Origin of the sequence: Reichenbachiella ulvae (genome assembly GCF_025833875.1) — a bacterium.
Taxonomy (GTDB): domain Bacteria; phylum Bacteroidota; class Bacteroidia; order Cytophagales; family Cyclobacteriaceae; genus Reichenbachiella; species Reichenbachiella ulvae.
In genome coordinates, this window is sequence record NZ_JAOYOD010000001.1 from 2,168,529 (window position 1) to 2,191,964 (window position 23,436).

14 protein-coding genes and 1 pseudogene are annotated in these 23,436 nt (G+C 41.7%); 1 reads left to right on the forward strand and 14 read right to left on the reverse strand.

Going from position 1 to position 23,436, the window contains the following annotated elements; translation table 11 throughout:
* From N7U62_RS08475 to N7U62_RS08530, 13 genes and pseudogenes are all read right to left on the reverse strand, one after another.
* Window positions 1-1,500: a RagB/SusD family nutrient uptake outer membrane protein gene (locus tag N7U62_RS08475; RefSeq protein ID WP_264137513.1), complete on the reverse strand. Its 1,500-nt coding sequence runs from the start codon at window positions 1,498-1,500 to the stop codon at window positions 1-3.
* A gap of 34 nt (window positions 1,501-1,534) precedes the next feature.
* Entirely contained in the window at window positions 1,535-4,618 is a 3,084-nt protein-coding gene (locus tag N7U62_RS08480; protein WP_264137514.1) for a SusC/RagA family TonB-linked outer membrane protein, read from the reverse strand.
* Between the two features lie 221 nt (window positions 4,619-4,839).
* Window positions 4,840-8,778 (reverse strand): hybrid sensor histidine kinase/response regulator transcription factor, encoded by a 3,939-nt coding sequence (locus N7U62_RS08485; RefSeq protein ID WP_264137515.1) that lies wholly within the window; start codon window positions 8,776-8,778, stop codon window positions 4,840-4,842.
* A 12-nt stretch (window positions 8,779-8,790) separates the two neighbouring features.
* Window positions 8,791-8,985, reverse strand: a pseudogene (locus N7U62_RS23225) (two-component regulator propeller domain-containing protein); the annotation flags it as partial.
* Between the two features lie 54 nt (window positions 8,986-9,039).
* Window positions 9,040-9,354 (reverse strand): L-rhamnose mutarotase, encoded by a 315-nt coding sequence (gene rhaM, locus N7U62_RS08490; RefSeq protein WP_264137516.1) that lies wholly within the window; start codon window positions 9,352-9,354, stop codon window positions 9,040-9,042.
* 161 nt (window positions 9,355-9,515) lie between these two features.
* On the reverse strand, window positions 9,516-10,832 hold the full coding sequence (locus N7U62_RS08495; RefSeq protein ID WP_264137517.1) for a family 43 glycosylhydrolase: 1,317 nt from the start codon (window positions 10,830-10,832) through the stop codon (window positions 9,516-9,518).
* Between the two features lie 20 nt (window positions 10,833-10,852).
* Window positions 10,853-11,824, reverse strand: coding sequence for a 3-keto-disaccharide hydrolase (locus N7U62_RS08500; RefSeq protein WP_264137518.1), 972 nt, complete (start codon window positions 11,822-11,824; stop codon window positions 10,853-10,855).
* Window positions 11,814-14,555 (reverse strand): glycoside hydrolase family 78 protein, encoded by a 2,742-nt coding sequence (locus N7U62_RS08505; RefSeq protein WP_264137520.1) that lies wholly within the window; start codon window positions 14,553-14,555, stop codon window positions 11,814-11,816. The genes N7U62_RS08500 and N7U62_RS08505 overlap by 11 nt, the downstream gene beginning before the upstream one ends.
* 37 nt (window positions 14,556-14,592) lie before the next feature.
* Window positions 14,593-16,734 (reverse strand): beta-xylosidase, encoded by a 2,142-nt coding sequence (locus tag N7U62_RS08510; protein WP_318840661.1) that lies wholly within the window; start codon window positions 16,732-16,734, stop codon window positions 14,593-14,595.
* A gap of 204 nt (window positions 16,735-16,938) precedes the next feature.
* A complete protein-coding gene (locus N7U62_RS08515) occupies window positions 16,939-17,988 on the reverse strand; it encodes a Gfo/Idh/MocA family protein (protein WP_264137523.1) in 1,050 nt (349 codons plus the stop codon).
* Window positions 17,975-19,240, reverse strand: coding sequence for an MFS transporter (locus tag N7U62_RS08520; RefSeq protein WP_264137525.1), 1,266 nt, complete (start codon window positions 19,238-19,240; stop codon window positions 17,975-17,977). The genes N7U62_RS08515 and N7U62_RS08520 overlap by 14 nt, the downstream gene beginning before the upstream one ends.
* A complete protein-coding gene (locus N7U62_RS08525) occupies window positions 19,233-20,609 on the reverse strand; it encodes a four-carbon acid sugar kinase family protein (RefSeq protein ID WP_264137526.1) in 1,377 nt (458 codons plus the stop codon). Before N7U62_RS08525 ends, N7U62_RS08520 begins: the two co-directional genes overlap by 8 nt.
* A 139-nt stretch (window positions 20,610-20,748) precedes the next feature.
* The gene (locus N7U62_RS08530) at window positions 20,749-21,795 is read right to left on the reverse strand and encodes a tartrate dehydrogenase (protein ID WP_264137527.1); all 1,047 of its coding nucleotides are present in this window, start codon (window positions 21,793-21,795) and stop codon (window positions 20,749-20,751) included.
* Between the two features lie 258 nt (window positions 21,796-22,053).
* Between N7U62_RS08530 and N7U62_RS08535 the strand changes: the two genes are divergently transcribed.
* Window positions 22,054-22,554: a hypothetical protein gene (locus N7U62_RS08535; RefSeq protein WP_264137529.1), complete on the forward strand. Its 501-nt coding sequence runs from the start codon at window positions 22,054-22,056 to the stop codon at window positions 22,552-22,554.
* Between the two features lie 112 nt (window positions 22,555-22,666).
* Here N7U62_RS08535 and N7U62_RS08540 read toward each other — a convergent pair whose 3' ends face one another.
* Window positions 22,667-23,317 (reverse strand): cyclase family protein, encoded by a 651-nt coding sequence (locus N7U62_RS08540; protein ID WP_264137530.1) that lies wholly within the window; start codon window positions 23,315-23,317, stop codon window positions 22,667-22,669.
* Between the last annotated feature and the right edge of the window lie 119 nt (window positions 23,318-23,436).

Consider the following 23,436-nt stretch of genomic DNA (forward strand, 5'->3'; position numbering starts at 1 on the left):
TTAATTGCCGTACCCTGGTGTTTGTGTCAGATTTGGATTGTCCACCATATGCTGAAACCATATTGGAAAAAAGATATTATTGGCAGTCTGACCATTGATTGGACCCATTACCTCTACTACCTTGTCATTTCTAACCAAGTCCCACCATCTTTTTCCTTCAGCTAAGAGTTCGAACTGACGTTCATCCAGTATAGCATCCAATAGATCGTCAGTTGTAGGATAATCGGCTAACAAAATCTCTGGAAGCTGACGTGCATTTCTAATTCGATTGACTAGATCTACGGCTTCCTGAAGGTTACCCAATTTCGCCTCAACTTCTGCTTTTAATAGCAGCATACCAGCATATCTGTAAACTACCACATCTACATCGTCCAACGATCCTGGATAGTTGGTCGTGTTATACTTTCCATACCTTCTTGACCCGATATCCTTATCACCTTCTATGAACTGCAAGTATCTATGGATGTCTCCATAAATTCGTTCGCCAGTTGCAGCATTGATATATGGAGGTACAAAACCTGGATATTTTGCCATCCAACTAGCCGAATCGGTTGGAAAAACATCGAGCCATTTGTTTTCTAATTCATCAGAAACCACATAAGCTGGTACACCTGACCAAAATAAGGAATAGATACTACCAGCTCCTGGTTCCTCTTCCTGGTTGAAGACTATAGAGAAAATCAACTCAGGACCTGTTTCTTGCTCGTTAGAAGACAGTCCTGCTGACTCAGGTTCTTTTCTAAACAAAGCATGATAATCACTAGGATTGTCTACCAAGCTAAATTCACCCAAAGCCTCTAGCTTATCTAAAGCTTCTTTAGCCAAGGTATGCTCTCCTAAGTGCATATATACCTCTGCTTGCAAACAATAAACACTAGACAAGGAGAAATTAAACCGATCCGATGGAGCATTGATCAAATCCTCTGCTTTGAGCATATCAGGAATAACTATATTATTCATAATCTCCGAACCTGAAGTTTTTTCTCTAAAAAGATCATCGTCTAGACCAGATACCATATCCAGATACAATGGCACCTCTCCAAAAACTCTCACCAAATCAAAGTAAGCAAAAGCTCTTAAAGCATGAGCTTGTCCTAATACCCCGTCGGTGTTTGCTCCTGTGATATTGGGAATGTTGTTGATCGCCAAATTAGCTCTAAGAATCATATTGTACATCGCTCCCCAGCTACCATAGCTGCTGGTTTGGTCTGTCAGATTGTTAGTCGTCAACTCAATAGCTTCTTGACTTGACGTATTAGCGAATGCATCAAAATTATCTGACCTCATTTCACCCCAGAGAAAATATTTCCTACTGTATGCACTTTGCATGGCATCATAAATTGACGCAACACCTGCATAAGCATCGGCCTCAGTTTGCCAAAATTGAGAATCTCCAATTTCGCTTTCTGGCTCTACATCAAGGATACTTTCGCACCCCTGAGAAATCATCATAGCTGCTGAAAAAAACAACACCCATCGTATATTATTTAAAATCTTCATAATTCAATCATTAATTATTCTTCACAATCTTCTCTTAAAACTTGATATTAATACCAAGTATATACTCTCGGAAGTTCGGGTATCTCAAATTGTCCAAACCTGGTTGCAGAGCATTGCCTCGAGATCCTAACTCTGGATTATATCCCTCATAGTTGGTCCAGGTGAACAAGTTGTTTCCTGAAGCATAAAGAGACACATCTGATAAGAAGCTAACCTTCTCCATCACTTTTCTTGGAAGTGAATAGTCAATTCTTATAGATCTCAATTTGATAAAATCTGCGTCACTAATCCAAAAAGTGTTAGGCCCGATGTTATTTCTAGACCCAGATCTAGAAGACAATGTAGGATAAGTAGCCTCATCTCCTGGCTGATACCATGCTTCATCAATCCGGTCAGGACCTGGTAGTACAGTTCTTGCCATTCGCTGATTTCTTGTCTGATCATATTGCCTGTACAAATCATTTCCGAAATTGTAATCAAACATGATGGAAAGTTTAACTCCTTTATATTTGAATTCATTGTAGAATCCACCAAAGAGTTTCGGCAAACCATTTCCAATCACAGTACGATCCATCTCAGCATCTATTTGAAAATCACCATTCCAATCCTTCCAGAAAACTTCACCTCCCAAAATAGTCTGTCCATTCATGGTTAGTTGGTTAATCGTACCGGTATATTCCTGGCCGTTGAGTTCGTGTCTCAAGAAACCACCATTCTCGTCAAAAACTGGAGTCAACTGGTTGCCATTGTCATCAAAAGCATTGGACTCATCATAAGGAAAAACTCCCTGAGCTGTATATCCATAAAAGTCTCCAATAGACCCACCTTCCTTAATGATATATTGACCTTGAATGATCTGACCGTCTTCTTCTGCCAATTTCAAAATCTCATTAGCATTAGTGGCTATATTAAAACTAGAATACCATTGAAACTCTGGACGACTTATGATTTCACCATTGATAGTCACTTCAATACCACTATTCTTAATTTCCCCTATATTGTTTCGGATGGATCCAAATCCAGTTTCTTCTGGGATAGGCGTATTGTATAACAGATCAGAAGTTAACTTTTCGTAGTAATCTACATTGGCGTTCAATCTGCCACCGAAGAAACCTAAATCAACACCAATATATGACTGCTGAGTCGTTTCCCACGCCAAGTTTGGATTACCTAACTGATTCGGAGCTATACCATTTTGTCCATCGTATAGATTTCCAGGTGAATAGAGTGTTCTACTATCAAAGTTCCCGATGCGTTCGTTACCATTCTGAGAGATACCTGCTCTTATTTTAAAATCAGAAACTACTGTAGAAAGAGGGGCCCAGAATGCCTCGTCACTGACTCTCCAGCCAGCAGATACACCGGGGAATACGCCAAATTGATTTTCTGAACCAAATCGGGAAGAACCATCTCTTCTAACTGTAACGCCCAATAGGTACTTTCCTTTGTAATCATAAGTGAATCTACCAAACTGCGAAGACAAAGCATGAGATGTTGCTGTTGTTCTAGTATTTGCTGCATCCAGTTCTACCACGTTATTAAAAGTCCTAACAATATCATTATTAAACTCCGTGGAGCGGAATCTAGCATACTCATTTTTCCACTTTTGGATTTGGATACCCACCATCGCGGACACATTATGCTTACCAAAGCTCTTTTTGTAACTGAAGTAATTTTCTTGCTGAAGACTAAAATTAAGTCTGGTAATTTCAGAACCTGAGGGTGCGCTATTTAATCGTTGAACTACTGTAGGGTCAAAATCGTTATCCCTTTGTAGCTCGAGTAGAATACCAACAGTAGACTTAAACTTCAAAGATGGAAGTAGCTGCAATTCTGCATAGCTGAATACCTGTCCATCATAGTCTCTTCTTCTTCTCACAGCAAAAAGTGTCTCCGCTACTACATTTTCCTGACTTGAGGTTTGTGGCACATACGTTCCATCTGCATCCTGTGTGGGCAAATATGGAAAGTGAGTGGAAAGTTGCCCAAAAACCTTTCCTTCTACTAGACCATTTCTCTCTGAGTAAGACCCTATTATTCTTGTACCTGCCTTGAGCCATTCTGCTGCTTTGAAGTTAATATTCAGAGTGGTATTCAGTCTTTGATAGTCTGAGTTTTTAACAACACCTTCTTGATTTAGAAACCCTGTATTCCAGTAAAAATTGGCTTCATCCTGTCCTCCGCTAAGAGAAAGTCCTACCTGATCTCTAACTCCTACTCGAGTGATCATTTCTTGGTAATCAAAATCCTGATTGAACAGAGTTGAAAGCGAGTCGGCTGGAGCTTGTGCTTCTGCAATGTTATTTCCCCTTCTTCCAATTTCATAAATCCTAGCTTGACGAGTATTCGAAACTGGAATTTTAGTAGCTAAATCACTGTAACTACGCACATAGTTCGCCTCTATTTTGGTCTCACCTGACTTTCCTTTTTTGGTAGTAATGATGATGACGCCATTGGCAGATTTAGAACCATAGATAGCAGCAGAGGCTCCATCCTTTAGCACCTCGACTGAGGCAATATCATTGGGATTAATATTATCAATATTATCTAGCTGCTGTCCATCTACTACATAAAGAGGCCCTGTACCAGCATTCAAGGTAGATGTACCTCTAATCTGAATGTCAGAAGCTTCTCCAGGCCCGCCGTTCGAGGTAATGGATACACCTGACAATCTACCCCTCATACCGTCAAGTGGCGAAACAGGAGTGGACTGAGCGATTTCATCCGCCTTAACCGAAGATACAGCTCCAGTCAAATCACGACGATTCTGCTCGCCATATCCAACTACGACCACCTCTTCGAGGTTAGTGGCATCTACTTCCAGAGTAATGTCTATCGCACTTCTTCCATTTACTGTAGTTTCTTGAGATTTGTACCCCAGGAAACTGAAAGTCAATACATCACTATCAGATGCTGCAATTCTGTAATTCCCATCAAAATCGGTAACTGTACCATTGGTCGTCCCTTTGATGAGAATAGTAACTCCAGGTAATCCCTGAAAATCATCTCCGGAGACCACCTTACCTGTGATCGTGTTCCCCTGTGCATAGGTGTCTGTAGCAGCAAACACTGCCAAAACCACTACCAGAGGCCTTAGTAATTTGTAAATTTTCTTCATAATCAACTTTATTTAATAATTAGAATAATTGGTACTCATCATGTCCCGATTGACACAGAGAATTGGTTGCAAATGATAGAGATCAATTTTCACTCCTACCTATTTGAATTTAGTCTTCAACCAATCGAAACCAATTGAGTTTAATCGCTAATTAGGAGTAGATTTGATGAAAAATTGTCCAAATAAATGGTGATAAAGTCCTTTTTAACCAACTAGAGGCATTATTTCACTCCTAAACTGTCCTTAAACTTCTGGGAGTAAGCTTTTGGGCTCATAGAGTAGAATTTCTTGAAAGTTTTAGAAAAGTAATTTGCACTTTTAAAGCCCACCTTATAGCCGACTTCAGAAATATTCACTTTCCCCTGCTCTATCAGAGACGCTGCCTCTTGCATTCTGACAGTTAGTACATAATCGTTGGGTGTTTGGTTGGTCCACGCCTTGAATTTGGTAAATAAAAGTGATCGGCTGATACCTAATTTATCACACAAGAGCTGAATACTAAAGAACTCATTACCAATGTTTTCTTTGATGATCTTAACTGCTTTACCCATCATAACTTCATCCATGGAAGATACAGTGGCATCTGGTTTAGTAAATTCCCCATTCTCACTGAATTTACTCTTCAACCTTTCTTGTGCAGCAATCATATTCTTACTCTTGAGTAGCAACTCTCTCACATCAAAAGGCTTGCTCAAATACTCATCAGCTCCCGATTCCAAACCATCGTATTTGTAAATCAGTGAAGTCCTGGCAGTGAGTAAAATAAAAGGAATATGACTGGTTCTAATTTCAGATTTAATTTTAGCACAAAATTCAATACCATCCATAATAGGCATCATTACATCGCTAATGATCAAGTTAGGCTGTAATGCCAAAGCTTCTTGGTAGCCATTCGCACCATTATTGGCCAAAGTAACATGATAATATTCGTTCAAGACACCATAGATAAACTTGCTGATATCTTCATTGTCCTCGACAACCAAAATTTTATAGTCACTTTTTTCTTCATTTTCGACGGGCTCAATTTCTTTTTGAACTGGACGATCCTCATCGATGGACTGTCTACTGATATATTGAGAAATGTCCTCACTATTCTTAAATGAGGTGATGATATCTTCCTCACTTAAATGTCCCCTACCAACTCTTAACCCCATAATAAAGGAGCTTCCTTTTCCTTCCGTACTCTCTACCTTCAACTCCCCTTGATGCAGATCCATTACACTTTTTGCTATGGCAAGACCTATACCTGACCCTTGTTTGAACTTCACCTTATTGCCTTGCTTTGGCACTTCATAAAATCGATCGAATATTTTCTCTAAATGGTCAGCAGAAATACCTTCACCACTATCTTTGACTTTGATCGAAACGGCTGAATCGTGATTTATAACAGAAACGCTAATCTTACCTTTAGCCGGAGTAAACTTGAAAGCATTAGAAATAAGATTATAAAGAACTTTTTCTAACTTGTCGCGATCGAAATAGACCAATAATGAATCATTTTCAGAATGAAATGAATAAGAAAGTTTATTGATCTTGGCCTGTTGGTCGAAGGACAGAAAAATCTCTTTGGCAAAAGACACAATATTACCTTCAGCAGCTTGTAACTTCATTTGCTGATTTTCGAGTTTTCTAAAATCCATCAATTCGTTGATTAGCTTAAAGAGCTGGTCTGTATTCTTTTTTATCACCAAAAGCTGTCGATAAATATAACTTGGTCCCTTATAGTCATCAATCAATCTTTCTAAAGGACCAGATATCAGGGTCAATGGTGTCCTGAACTCATGAGAAATATTAGTAAAAAATTGTAGTTTCTGCTTATTAACTTCTTGTTGGTGTAAGAACTCTCTACTTTCCATTTCTAACTGATGCTGAAGTCTCAATCTGGATTTGAAAAAGTATATAAAAGCAAATAATGCTACCAAAACAATAATTGCATATAACAAATAAGCCCAGGTGGTTAACCAAGGTGCCGGGTGAACTATAATTGTAAGGGTTGTAGGTTTCTCGGTTTGTATGCCATCTCCATTAACACCAATTACCTCGAATGTATAAGTCCCCCCTCTTTGAATCGTAAAGGAGACTGAAGGGTTAGCAGTGGTCACCCAATTGTCATCAAGCCCAATCAAACGGTATCTATAGGTTGTTTTGTCCGGATTGAGAAATACTGGCATATTGAAATCTATTGTAAAAAGATTTTGATCGTAATCCAACTCAACTTCCTTAACGTATTCAATGGATTGATTGAGAATTTCACTTCCATCATTGACATGAATACGCTTACCAAATAAAGAAAAGGAGGTTAGAACTACATTGGGAGCATAATCATCTTCCGCCCCCCCCAATGCATTTGGATAAAAAGCGGTAACTCCAGAAGCCCCCCCAAAGTAAACCATCCCATTGGATGCTGCCAGTTTTGTAGCCCGATTGAACTCATTAGGATTCACACCATCCTTCTTGTTATAGAATTGGTACTCTCCTGTGGCAGTGTTGTATGAAACCACTCCTTCTTCACTACTCATCCATAAATCTCCATCTTTTTCTTGAGTGATACCAAATACAGATGTCAGGCCTTCTATGTCCACTTTTTCAATTCTATCATTATCGACATAGTATAACCCTCTACCGTGTGCTCCTAGCCAAACGCGCCCATTATTATCCTCAAAAAGATCATGAATGAAAAGATTATCGTCTTCCACTCCATTGACCTCCATCAAATCAAAACGATAAGTTCCAGTCCTGTAATCATCCGCAGACAAACGATTCAACCCTCTGCCTGTACCGACATATAACGCTCCGCTTTTGTCAAGTAGTAAAGCCCTCACATTTGAACTTGAAATAGACGAACCAACCATATTAGGGTGAAAACTCATAAAATCATCCGTTTTCGGATCTAACAAATTCAATCCCTTGTTCAAAGTACCGGCCCAAATTTTACCATCACTAGCCTTAGCAATTGATAATACCTGATCCGAGGTTAATGAGTGTCCTCTTCTACCTTCGTTTCTGTACTCTTTGAATTTCTTGGATTTCAAATCCAAATGAATAAGTCCTCTATGAAAAGTTCCAATCCATAATTTATCATCCCCTTCATATAGCAATGCTTTTACAGTACCAATCGAATTCCCATAGGCTAACTCATCAATCTTAATATAGGTATCAGTATTTGGTTCATATATATTTAGCCCTGTTCCTTCAGTTCCAAAATATATCTTCCCATGATCATCTTCGACAATAGCACTAACTACGCTATAGCTTAATTGAGTACCACTTCTCTCACCAATTTTCTCAAAATTGATAAGCTCATCATCCCAATAGTTGATACCACCAAAGTAAGATGCCACCCAAATCCCACCTTCTCGATCACAAAAAATATCTCTAATACTATTGCCTGAAAGACTATTGTCTCTTTTTGGGTCATGCCTAATTTTTGCAATTAATTGATTAGCGCTATCAATGACATTAAGGCCATCATATGTACCCACCCAGAGTCTTTTTTTATGGTCATATTCTAAATCCTGAATTACCTGATTGGAGAGTATCTGATCACCATCAGCCCCATAAGTCTCAAAAGTATCAGTAGATACATCCAATAAATAAAGTCCCTTCTCTGTACCAACCCATAAATTACCAAACTGATCTTCTTGAATACTTAAAATACTATTCGAGCTGGCCTTAGCCCCAGGTGCTTTATCAGGCAAGAACCTCTTAAATTTCAATTTCCCTCCCTCACTAGCTATGAGTAGATTCAAACCTGATTTAGTTCCTACCCAAAATTGACCATCTCTAGATCGAAAAAAAACAGTCACAATGCTCGAACTTAAACTCTGATCATCTTCAGGGTCATGTGCGTTGGATATTACAATATCTTTATTCTCATTTATCACATCTACACCACCTCTGGTTGCCACCCATACATGATCTTCATCATATCTAATCAAATCATATATCCTACTTGACGAAGTTGACAATTGAGATGGTATCTTAGTGGAATAATCTATTATCGAATCCAATTTAGGATCATAGCGCAACAAACCATTTTTAGAGCACACCCAAACAAACCCTCGGTCCAAATAAATGTTATAAATATCATTCCGCCATTGTTGTTCATTGCCCGACTTGGCCCTGTAGACTACTCTAAGGTCCGTTCCATCATATTTCATCAGACCATTTCGAGTACCTAGCCATAAAATCCCGTGATTATCTTGGACTATATCATTTACTGAGTTGAGTGAAAATCCATCGGACGTTGAAATGTGCTTGAATCCATAAAATTTACTTTGTCCATATAGGTCTATGCAAGCAAAAATTAATGTTAGGCTATAAATGAAAAAACTCAACTTGGATATTACAGCAATTCTCATTTTCATCAATCAATCTTTCTTCAAATACTTATGTTATCTTCTAAGAAGATAATTCCTAGATCATCTCAATTTAAACACCTCTTCTAGTTGAATTGAGATGGGAGAATTATCCTCATGGGTTTCCATAATATCAGCCATGTAGGCCCACCAAGTCTGCACAATCTTTTCACCACCCAATTGCTGAGAGTTCTGCCCATCCCTGACCTTTTGACAAGCAAAAAGTGTATCAGTCTCCTCATCAAAAAATATAACATAATCTACCACGCCCGAATCTTTCAACAATTCTTTCAATTCAGGCCAGATATTATTGTGCCTCTGTTTGTATTCCTCCTTACAACCACTTTTCAACTTCATTTTGAATGCAATAGTTTCCATATAGAATATAATAAATATAATTAACAATCCTCTTGCCCCATAAGCTGTGAATAAACTTGAGGACAATTGATCCTAAGAATTAGGAGTTTCTTTACAAAATATAGATTAAGATGACTGATAGGCCTCTTGTCAGGTCAAGAAAAATGAGTCGAACCAAGGAATCATTTAAAATGATGAGAGCTAAAGGCAAAACTATCAATTGTTATGTTTACTTTTTCTTTCACATCACTGAATTTCAAACAAACACCTTCAATTTCCCCTCGAAGAGTAGCCTTAGCCAATGATTCATCTGCCTTTACCGCTATTTCAGCCAATAGGGTTCCGGAAGGATGACTTTCTCTTACCTCAATAACACAATCTTCCAAAGCTTCATACTCAATTAGAATCTCAACTTTATCGTTGAGTCCTTTGATGTTAGGATAAATGAGGTAATCACCATTGTCAATAGCCCCTACACTAAATCCTCCTTGGTTGTTTTCTTGCTTGGTTGTGCCATAAGATTCGAAATAGTCTTCTGCCTGAATGACTTTGCTACCATCGTATTGACCCACTCCATCAAGATCGACTCTAATGACGGCCATCTCGCCGTTCTCCTTGTAATGTACGTAGCTGATAAAGGTGTCTCTAAAATACCGGTTGCCGGTTTGACTGATATCACAATAAGCAAAGTAGCTTTGATTGTGCCAGTCGAAGAAAGAACCATGCCTGCCTTGCAAAGGGCCATGTGGCCAGGTAGGACTCTCCAACCCGCCTACAAAACTGGTACTGTCAATGACAGTCCCTTTGTATTCATAAGGACCGTAGAGATCGTTGGACATGGCATAAAAACAACCCCAAGAGAGATAAAACAATCCATTACGCTGATGAATGAAGGGTTTGTCATCCAATTTGCCTATTCCATAAGGGCCTTGTGGATCTTTCACCACAATTTTTCGAGGGGCTTCAGCTAATGAGATCATATCCTCATTTAATCTTGCGATGTAGTAATCCCAAACGCCAAATACCAAATAGTACTCTCCGCCAGTCTCAATGATACCCATGTCATATTCGTGTGTTGGGGTTAGTTCGGAAATTAGCAACGGCATGCCCAGTGGATCAGTCCAAGGACCAGTTGGAGAATCAGCCACTACTACTCCAGCTCTTTGATTTCCTTCCGAAAAATACCAGTAATATTTGCCATTTCGATACGCGATATCTGTAGCCCAGCATGAAGAAAACGGTTTTCCGATATAGGTATCTTCAGGTTTTAGCACAGACTCAAGCTTCCACGATCTCAAATCATCTGATGACCAAAGCGTCCAATCTTCCATGATAAACTTATCGTTATCTATAGACGTATCATGCGAGGCGGATAAATAGGCCTTATTATTGAAAACACGAATATGTGGATCATTTATCCCTTGGTTAGGAATAATCGGATTTTGTGCTTGGGCAAAAAGACTAGTAAACAACAAAATTGTTAAATAGCAGTGTTTCATATTCAATCATTCATACATGTTCACTCAACTCCTGTATCAAGACTGTCTGTGTATTGCATGAAAGACGAACCTTGACCCAGTTCTTTGATTTTGATCCCTCTATAAAACACCTCTGCCCCCTCTGATTGAATTTGAATTTTGCCCTTAGTCAATGGCAATACACCATCTTCTGTCTTCATTTTAAAATCTGATAATTCCATGGCAACCTTTCCGTTGACCAAATACAAAGCTCGGTCTCCAATACAGATCAGATCAAGTGTATTCCATTCACCAATTTCGTTTTCATGATTCGCACCTTTATTGCAGTGTAACGGCCGTTCGTTTTGATAAGCAGAAAATATGTGCTTTTCACCTTGATCATCAAAGCTATATTCCTTTTCTCCCAGAGGTTTCTTGGTGGCAATAGCTGCTTCTGTTTGAACCAGGGCGTAAAAATCACCTAAATCCCCCTCCTGTACTTGAAATTCTAAGGAGGACATCCATACATTCCAAAAAGCGCCATGCGCTCCCTGGCAATGATACAAAATGCCACTATCTTTTGGTCTATTGAGACGTGGTTCCCACTTCTTCTCTCCCCATTTAAACTGAAGCTGAAGGTGGTAATTTTCGTACTCTGCCTTGCTACTCCAGGCTCCATATATTTCTCCAGATATATGCAGAACTTTACGACCACCTTCATTTTTCACCTGAAAAACCGATTTAGGATCACTATTCAATCCTAGCGGAATGCCCTTTTTTCCATCACTCTCTGAATTTACTCCCTCCAAGCCTTCGACAGTTCCGTGAGGAACGCCTACAAAAACTTCCCAGTAGTTGGTATAATCCTCATCCAATAGATTTTGCCACTTTGGCTTTTTAGCATATTCATATTCTAATCTGGATGCTGAGTCCTCAGACTCCGATGAAGAATATTGAACCGGAGTGAAATAAGGCGATGAAAGCATCGCCAACAAAAGGCCTATGTGAAAACTTGAAATTAGACTAGTCATCATACTTATACGAAATCAAATACTCACCAGAACCTAGTTTATTTAAGTCATCCTCATCCAATTTAAGAGATTTTCCACTTGGCCTGGTCACCTGAATTTTTTCACCTGCACTTTTAGGTAGTTTTACCGTCCCGGTGGTGTTAGCCGGAATCACTACTCTATAGATCATCTTCCCTTCTTCAATCTTCCAGTCCGACACAACCGTGCCATATATAGATTCAATAGACGCCATTGCTGAGGTAAGCCCACCTCCTGGATGTGGTGAAAAAATACTGTGCTTATAGCCAGGTTTTTCAACATCAATTTTCAGGCCTGCCACATGAGAGTAAAGCCATTCTCCAATAGCGCCATAGGCGTAGTGATTAAAACTATTCATCCCATCGATGATCGTTCCATCTGGTTTTTGTGTATCCCATCTCTCCCAGATCGTAGTGGCTCCTTGAGTAACTGGATACAGCCAGCTAGGATATTCTTTTCGATTCAAAAGCATAAAAGCCAAATCATCTCTACCGATCGAAGACAGGGTCGAGCATAGTAAGGGCGTCCCGACAAAACCTGTGGTCAGATGTTTGAATCGCTTCACATTGTCAGCAAAATACTGGGCCGCATTTTCTTTCAAATGCTCCGGTACCAAATCAAATGAGATGGCCAAGGCATAAGCTGTTTGTGTATGCGACACCAACCTACCATTTGCAGTTACAAATTCATTAATGAATGCCTCTTTGATGTCTTCTGATAGTCGTGAATAGGTCTGTGCATCCTTCTCCTTTCCTAATATGCGAGCTGTCTTTCCCAACAGTTCCGTGCTGTACTTGAAATAGGCCGTTGCAATCAGGTCATTTTCGGTCACGGATCCAGCATACGCAGGACTATCAGAATGAAAGGCCAACCAATCGCCCCAGTGGTGCTTACCTTTTTCATTCCACAACAAATCATCACCAGATTTTAGTCTCATATAATCAACCCAGGCCTTCATGCTTTCATACTGCTGCTCCAGCACACGCTTATCACCATAAGCCCGATATACGGTCCAAGGCACGATGACAGCAGCATCGCCCCAAGCGGTTGTGCCGCCTAGCTTGTTGTCCCACATATCTGGAATGATGTTTGGTACCTCTCCGTTTGGCTGCTGATCCAAGGCGAGATCCTTGAGCCACTTGGTATAAAATGCCGCCACATCGAAGTTGAATGCTGCAGTCATACTAAACACCTGCGCGTCACCAGTCCAACCTACCCGTTCATCACGTTGAGGACAATCTGTCGGGATATCCAAAAAGTTATCTTTCTGCCCCCATTGAATGTTGCTTTGCAACTGATTAATCAGCGGATCTGAACAAGAAAACTGACCTGTGGGCTGCATCTGCGAATGAATCACCTGACCTGAAATTTCTTTGATTTCCGGGTTACTACCCTCTACTTGAACCTTTATGAACCTGAATCCATGAAAAGTAAAATGTGGCTCAAACACTTCCTCCAGTCCTCCCTTCAACGTATAAATATCGGTGGCCTCTGCTGCACGCAGGTTTTTAGTAAAGAAATTCCCTTCTTTATCCAATACCTCGGCAAACTGCAGTGTGACTTTATCCCCCTTCTTTCCTGAGACTTTGATCCTCGCCCATCCCACAATATTCTGCCCCAAATCATATACAACTTCTCCCTTGGGAGTGGTCAGCTTTTTTATTGGAGTGATTTCCTTTACAATCTTTACGGGAATGCTGTTGGAGGCCACCAGAATATCTTTCGAATGATCTAGAAGCTGAACATCCAGCCATTGCCCATCCTCAAAACCGTAAGAAGACCAATTTTCGAATTCTTTTCTGGCATCATATTTTTCGCCATTGTAGATATCCGATTCGATGATAGGACCATAACTAGTACGCCAATCTTTATCAGTACTGATAATCTCCTTGCTCCCATCCTCGTAGGTAATATGCAACTGAGCTAAAAGACCCAATCGGTCTCCATAATAATTACGATTTCCACTCCATCCGAGGTAGCCTCTGTACCATCCATCCCCGACAATGGCACCCATTGCATTGTCTTTTTTGAGCTTGCCGGTCACATCATAGACCTGGTATTGAATTCGGTTTTTATAGCTGGTAAATCCAGGAGTAAACAACTGATCACCTACTTTTTCACCGTTGATCTGTAGTTCGTAAATACCTAGGGAAGTAACAAAGACCCTAGCTTTTGCAACAGGCTTAGTAGTCTTGAATTCAGTTCTATAAAAGTGACTCGGTGTGGGCGAATCTGGAATCGCCTCATCCTTGGATATCCATTGTGCTACCCAGTCGTCGACTTCCAGTAGACCCATTTCCCAGAAGGCAGGCTCACTCCATTGAGACACTTGCTTATTGGCGTCCCACACTCGCACTTGCCAATATATCCTTTGCTCTGATTGCAACTTCGGCCCTTGGTACTCTATATGAACGGACTCATCACTTTCCGTTTTCTTGCTCGTCCAGATCGGCTGCCCGGTTTGTAGGCCTTTGATAGAATGAGCCGCTCTGATTTCATAGGCCGATTGCATTACATCGCATCCCTTCCCTTTCACTTTCCAACTCAATCTTGGGGTAGTTACATCTATCCCGATTGGATTTTCACGGTACTCCGTTTTGAGATCATATACTTGAATGCCAGACGATGCTAAACCTGTATTTATTTGGAAAAATGTGAGTAAAAAAACGAGAACACTCAACAATCGATCTCGAATAAATTCAGTTATCACATTCATAATCAAAACCATAGAAATAAGTAATTCCTTCTTTGAATTAGTAAACTCTTAAGTTGGTCTTCTTCAAATCTTCTATACGACTAGAAGCGCCTATCGAAACGGTGAAATCTCCTGGCTCTACCACTTTTTTCATGTCCTTGTCGTAGATAAAAAGGTTTCCGGCATTGAGTTCAAATTCGACAGTCTTGGTTTCACCAGGTGCCAGAGAAACTCTCTCAAAACCTTTAAGCATCATGTTGTATCTACCTACAGAGGCAAACTCATCTCGTATGTACATCTGAACCACTTCATCACCTACTCTATTGCCCGTATTGGTAATATCGACAGATACCACAGCAGCTTCGTTGGCTCTTATCTTGCCCTTATTCAATCGAGGTTCGCTGTATTCAAACGAGGTATAACTCAAGCCATATCCAAAAGAAAATAGAGGCGACTTGTCGCTAAACTTGTAAAGCCCTTTGCCAGAACCAACGAAATCAGGTCGCTCAAGATAAGTCACCGGAATTTGACCAACAGACCTTGGAAAAGACACTGTCAGTTTGCCACCTGGGTTGTAATCGCCAAATATCACATCTGCCAATGCATCTCCCGAGCGCATACCTAAATACCAACTCTCGATTACTGCGGGGATGTTTTCTGCGATATAGTTGATTGTCAAAGGACGACCGTTTATTAAAACCACAATCACTGGTTTGCCCAATTTATGTATCTCCTCCACCAGCTCGTTTTGCACACCAACTAAATCTAAATCGTCGCGATCGGTTCCTTCGCCACAGGTACGAGTCGATCCCCCTACTGCAAGTATTACTACATCAGATTTCTTAGCCGCTGCTATGGCTGCCGCAAAACCAGCCTTCGAATCACTATTGAGTTTACAACCCTCAGCATAGTTGATTTTGATTTGGCCATCTACCTTATCTGTCAGCCCTTCTAGCAAGGAAGTATAGTACGGAGGTATTCCAGAATAGCCACCCATCAATGTATAACGGCCGCCTTCAGGTACTTCTTCGTGAGCATTTGGGCCAATTAAGGCAATAGAATTAATTTTGTCCTTATTCAGCGGAAGCAACTCCCCTTCATTTTTCAATAATACTACCGATTTTTTAGCAAGCTCTAAGGCCAACTCCTGACTCTCCGTAGTACTTATTACTTCCTTTACCACGTTAGTATCTTTCTGATCAAATAACCCCAACTTGTATTTCATCTTCAAAATACGACTCACACTTTCGTCGACATATTGCACCAGTTCTGGATTACTTTTCAGGGTATCTCCCAGCACCTTCATGATGTAGGCCGAGTTGGCCGGGTCTTTGCCAATCACCAAATCCATATCTACGCCTGCCTGCAAGCCCATAACTGCTGCTTCAGTTCTGTTTTTTGCAATAAAGTGCATCAAATTCAATCTTGAAACATCATTGTTGTCAGATACGATAAAACCATCAAAGCCCCAATCGTCTCTGAGAATATCCTGCAACAACCAAGTATTCATATGACAAGGGATTCCATTAAGGTCCTGATGACCCGGCATAATACATCCCACTTTTGCTTCTTTGACAGCCGCTTCGAAAGGCGGCAAGAATACTTCGAATAATCTACGCTCAGAAATGTCCGTAAATCCGCCATTGATCCCTCTTCTATTTTCCGGATATGCCACATAATGTTTCGCTGTAGCTAGGATGTGGTTTTCATCGAACTGCTCCTCACCCGTTCCCTGAAGTCCTTCGATAAAGGCAACGCCCATACGAGAAACCAAATATGGATCTTCTCCATAGGACTCCTCGACTCTACCATATCTAGCATCACCTGATATTACATCTAGATTAGGAGAATAGCAGTGTGTTAGATTAGCTGCTCTTGCCTCCTTAGCGATTGCCTCTGTCATTTCACGGATTGCCTCTGGATCCCAGGTCGAACCAAGAGCGATTGCCTGTGGATAAACAGTTGAACCAGGTAGCCAAAGCCCATGAAGACATTCACTATACTGCATCATTGGTATGCCTAATCTTTCGTTAGGTGGGGCATCCTGAGTCAATTCAGCAATCTTGTCTTCCAGTGTCATTTGACTCATCAATTGACTCACCTTCTTATCAATTACTGACATACTTTCTCCTTCTACTGACTTCATACTACAGCCTACCATTAAAGCAAATACTGGTAGATAGCAAACCAAATTCTTCATGCTTTTCAAAAAATAATATTCTACTGTTTGTAATGAGCATTAGCTCAATTGCATCCAAAGGTTGTCCCTCCTGCAATAGCAAATAAGCATATAGTCAATAGAAGAATAGTCTTGAAAACTGGTATAAAAGTCCAAAAAAGTCATGTATCCAGTACAACAGACTGAATTATGATAATGTCCTTGTATTTAGATTTAGTTCTGACATCAATTATCGATTTGTCCTAAATCTTGATTGATCTTCACTGGGATTTTCCGTTGGGCCGAATCATAAATGGCCTCTTGTACCTCCAGTGATTTGAGGTAGTCCACTCCATTGGTTTCGAACTCCTGTCCGCTCAGCAATCCGTCGACAAAGTGTCGCTGTGTGATAAAGACACAATCACCCGCAAAATTGACATTCTGATGAGTATAATCTTGTGTCTCTTCATCCTGTCCCAACTGTTGCACCGTGACCATACCGTCTGGGTACAGGCGAATGCTTCCATTCATACCGTCGATGAGCATCTCTCCGAAGGTATATCGACTGTTGGGGTAGTTTGGCTCATTGTAGCGACTGGCATCCCAGGTGGCGAAGATTCCATTGTCAAATTCGAACTGAACCTGCGCCCAGTCTTCTCCTTTGATCACCTGATTGAGTTTTCTCAAGTGCGCATTGACACGTTCAACCTTCCCGAACAAGTAGCGAAATGTGTCTATGAAATGTATGCCATTTTCATAAATCAATAATCGCGGGTAATCTCTAAAATAAGGCTGACGGGGTATGTAGGCATTCTCCCCCCATCCATCACCCATTCTGCTTCTGAAATATACGGTGTGGACTTGCCCGATGAGCTGCTCATCCAGCAGTTGTTTGATCTGTCGGTACCAGGGCTGGAAGCGCCAGTTCTCATGTACCATGAACCTTACCCCGCTCGCCTTCATTTCCTCTACCAACTTTATCGCCTCGTCCATGCTAGGTGCCAATGGCTTTTGACATATAATGTGTATGCCTCTCTCTGCGGCGTAGCTACAGATATCCAGGTGTGTTTCCGGAGGTGTAATAATGTCAATAAAATCGGGCTGCTCGGCATCTATCATTTCCTTATAATCCGTATAATGCCGTGCTATGCCATAGGTCTGCTGAATGGACTTGCCACTGTCTACATTTCTATTGCACAGCGCAACGATCTCCACTTCCGGGATTCGATTCCATGCCTCATATTGAAACTGGCTAAAATAGCCAGCTCCTACCGCCACACCTCTAAACTTTTTCATCTGGCACTATGGATTTTGAAGGGTTCATAAAAAGCCAGGCTATAATAGCAATGGCAACAAAAATTTCTGAAATAATAAAGAAGGTATCTGCTGTCCCCGTCCACTGTACGATATATGGAAAAAGAATTGCTGTGATAAATGAGCCCACGTTTCCGGCCATGTTCATAGCTCCCGATACTGCACCTGAATTGGCCTTGCCGATATCCATACAAAACGACCAAGAGGGACTCAATGTCATGTCTGCTCCAAATACCGCTACGCACAGTGCCCCCACGGCCCACATGATATCAGCCGAAAGCAAGACCCCCAACACACCAACACCTACTAGCGCAAAACCGATGAGTGCTGGAAGGGATCGGGACATTTTCCAACTGGCCCTCTTGTAAATCCAATCGATCAGGCCACCCGAAAACCAATTGCCCACTGCTCCGAAAATCAATGGAAACATGGCATACACACTGGCTTCCATCGCACTCACCTCGAAGCGCTCTGCGAGGTACGGCAGCATCCACGTAAGGCAAAAGAAGAAAATAAAATTGCTACTGAAATACTGGAGCATAGCCAACCATATATTGGCAGACCCTAATAATGTTTGGGTAGAAAGAGGCTTTGCTTTGACCGCAGCGATGGTCTGCCTTTCGGACTTGATCATCTGCTTTTCGTCCTCGCCCATGCCGGAGTGGTCCTCGGGCATATCACGAAACCACTTGTACCAAAAAACAGCCCAAACCAGCCCCACAGCTCCCATCAGGTAAAAACTCCAGCGCCACCCAATACTGGTGATGATAAAGGTGACCAGAGGAAAAGCAAAAGCAGCACCTAACCTCGATCCAGAAAAATTGATACCCGTGACAACTCCGCGTTCACGAAGCGGAATCCAGGTCAAATTGGCCCTGGCGATCCCGGGGAAAGCCCCCGCCTCACCCGCTCCGAACAAAAACCGGACAACCAGCATAGACAAGTAGTTCCAGGCAAAACCAGTAGCCATCGTAAAAACCGACCAGATAGACACGATACCGGTGATTACTTTTCTAGGACCAAACCTATCGGAGAGCAACCCTGATGGCACCTGAAAAAGTGCATAGCCCAAAGCAAAGGCAGACATCACCCAGCCCATCTGCGTATCGGACAAACCTAAATCATCAGACACCACGCCTTTGGCCGCTGATATACCTACACGATCTATATACAATAGTAGCGTCAGCGAAAACGTGGATAAAACCAGTTTATATCTGACAGGAAAATTACTCATTTGTTGTTCTTTTTAGTTTTTCATAAGCTTCTGAGAGTGCCGTTTCACTCCCTACATTTCCAGGAAAAACGATAAAAGGTATCCCTGGAAATTGGGTCTCAGCACCTAGCTCCCACACAGGCACACCAGGCAGGATCTGCCCCAGTACCTTGCCACGCTTGATGCCCAAAACTTTGGTAGCCACATCGCTAGAGGTAATCCCCCCTTTGGCGATCACAAAGGCAGGCGGCTCTTGTAGTTGGTTCATTATAGAAATGACTCCATTGGAGACCTGATTGACAATGGCCAAACTACTATCCGGACTATCTCCCGAGACTAGCGCACGACTCGTAAAAAGCACACTGTCTTTTCCCGAATTTACGGCGGTATTCATCTGTTCTGCAGATTCAGTGATGACCTCCTGTCCCTTTTCGATCAGCCGACTTACCTCTATTTCTATTTCTGTGAGTGTATGGTTTTTACGCAATTCATTGAACTGAGAGGTAGTTTTTGGCACGTAGGACCCTACCACTATTAGACCTCCCGCAGCACTCACTTTAAAATCTTTTGATTCCAGCAGATTGGGACCAATGCCGCCCAATGCCGATACCATACTCGCTCCTGACCGAACCAAAACATTCAACCCTTGCTGCTGTGCGATATACAGGGCAGCAGCTACCTTATTGAGGTCAGCTTGCACCAAAGCATTGACAATCAGCACTTTTTTTGATCGCTCATTAAAGATACGATCGGCCAGCAGCGCCACTGAGAGCAAGCGTATATCTTCCAGACTCAGATCAAAAATATCTTGCGACGTATAAGAGCTTTTCTCCTGTACATATTCGTAGAGATAACTGGATGCAAACCCGAAAGTTTTGTCCTCGGCAAAAGGAGTTCCGGATACTGGGGTCAATTCGTCTCCGTCACTGATGTAATGTTGATTATTGAGCGTGATTCGATTGCCCTCGAAAAATGCTGGAGCAAAAACGGTCAGTGCATCCTGCTGCCCAATCGCCTGCTTTGCAGCCGAGGTTTCTGGTTCAAAATGCCCACGGAGTGTACTGTCACCTCTGGTCACGATCAAGTAGGGTCGGTCCAGCTCCTGACTCACGCTTTTTACATTTTGACAGATCTCAAAAACCAAATCAAAGGCCTCTTTTTCCCCGAGGCTTCTGGAATTGGTCAGGATATAAAATATGCCTTGTGAAAAAGCCCAACGAAGCTCGTCCTTAGACCAGCTAGTCAAAATATATACACCGTGTACGGTCTGCGTGCCCGTAGGATCATCATCCAAAACAACTACCACACGATTGCCTCGGTAGGGGTTGATTTGGTCCAGGCTTATAGAAAGATCCTCTTCTGGAATATTATTAGCTGAGATCAGGTTCACTTTATGGTAATTTATACAAGGTAAGGTTCATGCTTCGAAACTGCCGCAAAAGAATGAATCAATAGAAAAATAAGCGGCGATCTGATTTTAGGACAGATCACCACTCAACGTTGATTCATTCGTATGCTACGAACGGCAACTACAAATTGCTAATAACTGCCTTGGAGATTTCCTGCGTAGAAGATGATCCACCTAGATCTACAGGCAACACACCAGATTCTGTTGTTTTGTCTACTGCAGCCAGTATGGCATTAGCCGCTTCATTTTCACCCAAATGTTCTAGCATCATCACGCCAGACCAAATTTGACCTATGGGGTTCGCTATGTTTTTGCCTGCGATATCTGGTGCTGATCCGTGAATAGGCTCAAACATAGATGGAAAGTCTTTCTCTGGATTGATGTTACCTGCACCACCAAGTCCCAGACTACCCATGATCGCTCCTCCCAAATCACTGAGAATATCCCCAAACAAATTGGTCGTCAAAACCACATCAAAAACCTCTGGCTTCAGTACGAAAGAGGCACTTGCATTATCGATATACATCTGATCATGCGTCACATCTGGATACTGAGTCGCCACTTCTTTGATCACTCTATCCCAGTAAGACAAACTATTGATCAGCGTATTGGACTTGGTCACATGCGTCACCTTATTTCTTCTTGTTCTGGCCAGTTGGAATGCATAGTGAGCGACTCTTTCTATCCCCTTTCGGGTAAAAATACTGGTATCTACCCCCATACCATTTTCTTCGTCTGGCAGGTACTGATTGCCGACCTGCACAAACTCGCCTTCAGTATTTTCCCTTACCACTACAAAATCAAAAGGTTTTTCAGACCTAAGCGGTCTAGTGACCCCAGGATACACCCGTACTGGCCTATAGTTTACATATTGCTGAAACTGTGTACGCACTTTGAATGTGTAGTCCTTGGCTGGTAGTGTATCATCCACACCTGGCAACCCTACCGCTCCAAAATATACAGCATCAAAAGCCTTTAGCTTCTCCAACGCATCTTCAGGCATGAATTTGCCATGCTCTAGGTAGTAGCCCGCACCATAGTCGAAGTTTTCCATATCAAACGAAAACCCAAATTTCTCTCCCGCAGCAAGCAGCACTTCCATCGCTGCAGGAACAATTTCTTTCCCAATCCCATCTCCTGGCACTACGGCTATCTTATACTTTGTCATTTTATCTTATTGTTTGTTTTGATTAAGATTTCAATTGTGATTTGAGTAGACTGATTCATAGGACTCTCCCATTTTTCAACATTGGATTGACTACTCCAGTTTTACATTCATCAAACTTATTGATCAATGTATTTTGTATTTTGAATTCAAAATTAATCAAATTAATTACATTTACAACCCCTATTGAAAAATGTAGAACTAGAACCAATAGATATTCAATCAGTTAATAGCGTAGCACAGATTAAAAAAACTTATATCATGAAAAGAACGATACTATTCATCCCAATGCTACTGAGTATAATATTCTGTCATGCTCAGACGAATGAGACGATCAAATTATCAGCCATCGAAGATTTTAACAGTACTACTGACAGCAACTATATCCCCTACTACCAAGACACCCAGCGTGAAGCTTTGGCCATCAATGCCGCACAATACAAAAACCAATTTGCGCTAGCGGTGAGTCGTTTTGAAGGAGAGTCCGGCAAGTATTTGGTTTCTATTTTGACCATGGCAGAAAATGACGGGGAATCTACTTACAAACTGTTGGTCAACGACAAAGTAATCGCCACTGCTCAAAACCCCACAACGACGAAAAGCTTTGAGGATGCTCAACTAGACTTTGGTCGGGTCAAATTGAAAACTTCGGACAAAATAGCCATTGCGTTCAATTCTCACACCAATGAAAAAATACCTGAGGGCGATATTACCGCTTATTCCAGAGGTAGGTGGAAAGCCCTGATTTTGGCAAAAAAGTAATACAACAGGCGTACTTTGCTACGGTTAATGTACGCCTAAACAAAACTTGCACCATCATAGCGCGGATCCATTTCTCATCAGAATAGACCCTTCGATCTGCGCGAGGTACTTATTATTTCTCTTCCAATGCCACGACCCTGGCAGGCGCACCGTCCCCGTTCTGTATTTTCAATGGCAAGGCAATCAAGAAAACCGATGGTGATTGAATCTGATCCAACCCCATAAGCCCCTCGATAATCGTGACCCCTCCTCCTAACAGGATTTTATGTATCTCTGTCACCTCCTTTAGGTCGGCTACATTGGCTACAGAGAGTGGCTCTACGCCCAGCATGTTGATTTTCTTTTGCACACACCATCGACAAAAAGCTTCGCTCAAACGGGGTAACTCTGATTTGAAATTGGGCTGATTGTAATTTTCAGCCCAGTGGGTACGCACCAGAATACTATCTCCACGCTGTACCTTCTCCAGCTGTCCTTCGAAATCCTTCCCATCGATTAGCTGACTTGCGTCATGAATGTCCACATCCAAAATCCAGGCCTTGGCCATCAACTTGGAAGGATGGAGCTCATCTACTGTAGTGTCGCTCACCCCAAAGTGTAGAGGAGCATCCATATGCGTACCTGCATGCGAATAAATGGTCAGCGTCTTAGCATTCCAGCCATCTACCTCAAGCTTGCGGGCAGGCTCATCAGCGTACCCGGCGATGTGTTCACCCAATGTGTGCGTAAGGTCGTGAACCTTATATTTAGATATATCCAACATTCTTTTAATATTTCGGCTAGCGAAAACTGCACCTTTGGCACAATCCTTCTGATCCTACAAGGTTAACTTTTTGTTTTTTGAATACATAATTCAATAACAGAAAAATGGATTTTGTTTAT